The organism is Mycobacterium sp. (assembly GCF_049673265.1).
In the GTDB taxonomy this organism is placed as follows: Bacteria; Actinomycetota; Actinomycetes; order Mycobacteriales; family Mycobacteriaceae; genus Mycobacterium.
In genome coordinates this window covers 1-1,940 of sequence record NZ_JBATXN010000552.1, presented here as the reverse complement: position 1 = coordinate 1,940, position 1,940 = coordinate 1, and the positions used below count along the sequence as shown (strand labels likewise).

Genomic DNA, 1,940 nt, shown 5'->3' with positions numbered 1-1,940 from the left:
GTGGTGGCGGGATCGGCGCCGGGTGGCCCGGTATGCCGATGTAGGGCAGCGGACCCGGCTCCTCGTTGTACGCATTCGGCGGGCCCGGCGGGGTTTGCAGATTCGATTGCGCCGGTGGGATATCCGGGCCACCCATCAGTTCGGCCAGCGATTCCGGAGTCAGCAAGCCGGCCGTCACCGGACTCACCTTGGTACCCTGCATGCCCGGCGCGACAATCCAGCCGGGCTGGGTGTTGCGGTGCGACAACGGGGTATCGGGCACCCATATTCCAGGGACGGTGGTGTCCTTGTAGCCGGGCGGCGGCTGCAGCCGCGGCTCGGAGTAGGCGACTTCCTTGGGTAGCGTCTCGGCGGTGCTGAACAGGTTGAGGCCGAACGGAAGATAGTTGAACTTGATCGCGTCAAGGATCGGTGCCAGGTACTGCGCACACAACTCGGCGGAATCCTGATAGCCGAGCCGGCTGCCCGCCTGAATCATGCTGCAAAAGAACTGCATTGGGTTGGTGAAGTTCGGGATGGCCGGAATGGACACGACCGCACCGTGCGATGGGTGGTAGATCTCGCTAAGGTTGGCGGCCAGCGTCGGGTACACGTGCAGACCGGTTTCCAAGCCGTTCAGCGGCTCAGGTTGCACCACCGTGGTGGTCACCTTGTCGAGGTTGTCGATGTCGTGCGTCAGCACCTCGGAATTCTTGTCGAGGAACGGCCGAAGCGTGGACAGCAGACCGTCGAATTGCTGTATCGCATTGGACAGGTCGCTATCCGAGTGGGTCAACCTGCCGGTGAACTGAGCCAGGTTGGTATTCAACGCGACGAACTGCTGGTCATCTTGGTGCAGGGCGTTGACGAATAGCGCCAGGCTATGCACCACCGCGAAGAAGTCGCCGCGGCCCTGGTTCAGCGCGGTCAGCGCCCGCGACAGGCTGTTGAGCGTGGTGTTGATTTGCTTGCCTTTGCCGGCAAGCCCGTCGGCGTAGGACTCGATGACGTCGCCGAACGGCCCCTTGGGCTGCTCCTTGGTGGGCCCCAGTTTGGTGATGACGTTGGCGACGCTGTCGCGCAGTTGATCCCACTCGGTGGGCACCTGGGTGTGGTCTTCCGGGATCACCGCGTTATCGGCAAGTACCGGACCACCCTTGTAGGGCGGCTCCAACTGAATGCTGCGCGATGCCACCAGCGTGGGATTGAGGATCACCGCCGTGGCATTGGCGGGGACTTTGTACTTGTTGGCGTAGTGGAAGGTCACCTTCATCTTGTCGCCGGCCGGCTCGATCTTGTCGACCGAACCCACCCGAATGCCCATGATCTGGACCCTGTCACCGGAATACAGCGCGTTGGCTTCCGGGAAATAGGCAACCACGGTGTTGTTGGTCAACTTCTGGTAGACCCGCAACCCGATGAACCCGGCCAGCAGGGCGATCGCCACCACGAGTAATCCGATGACGACCCGTGCCCGAGGCTTGCGAAATTTAAAGGTGCCGTTCAATTTTGGCTACCTCCCGTGACGCCGCTGCCTCCCGCTCCACCCGGGTTGATGAACGGTGCCGGCAGCTGCTCACCCGGTCCCGGTGGAGCCGGCGGTCCGGGTGGGTAGCCGGGTGCGAACGTGGACGGCGGCGCAGCCGGACCCGGGGGCCCCAGCGGCTCGCTGCGCGCCCCGGGCGGTCCCGGCGCGATGGGTACCGGCGTACCCGGTACGTCTGGCGGCGGCTGACCGGGGCGCCCGGCGATCGGAATGCCCGGTGTCGGGGGCAGGCCGTTGGGGTTCGGCGGCGACGACGCGACGTCCGGCAACACCGGGTAGGGCCCGTTAGGCCCGAAGGGACCTTGGTCCTGGTTGACGCCCGCACACGGCATCGGGTTCCACGGCCGCGGCAACAACTCCGGCGGCGGCGCGTACGAGCAGGGCGATCCGGGTGCCACGGCGGGTCCCGGGTGAT

At 65.3% G+C, this 1,940-nt stretch carries 1 protein-coding gene and 1 pseudogene; both read right to left on the bottom strand.

The features are described 5' to 3' along the window. A partial coding sequence (locus WBF82_RS18725) for a virulence factor Mce family protein (RefSeq protein ID WP_424384447.1) occupies positions 1 to 1,486 on the bottom strand: 1,486 nt, incomplete at its 3' end. Beyond that, positions 1,483 to 1,940: pseudogene (locus WBF82_RS18720) on the bottom strand (mammalian cell entry protein); the annotation flags it as partial. The pseudogene WBF82_RS18720 and the gene WBF82_RS18725, both read right to left, overlap by 4 nt.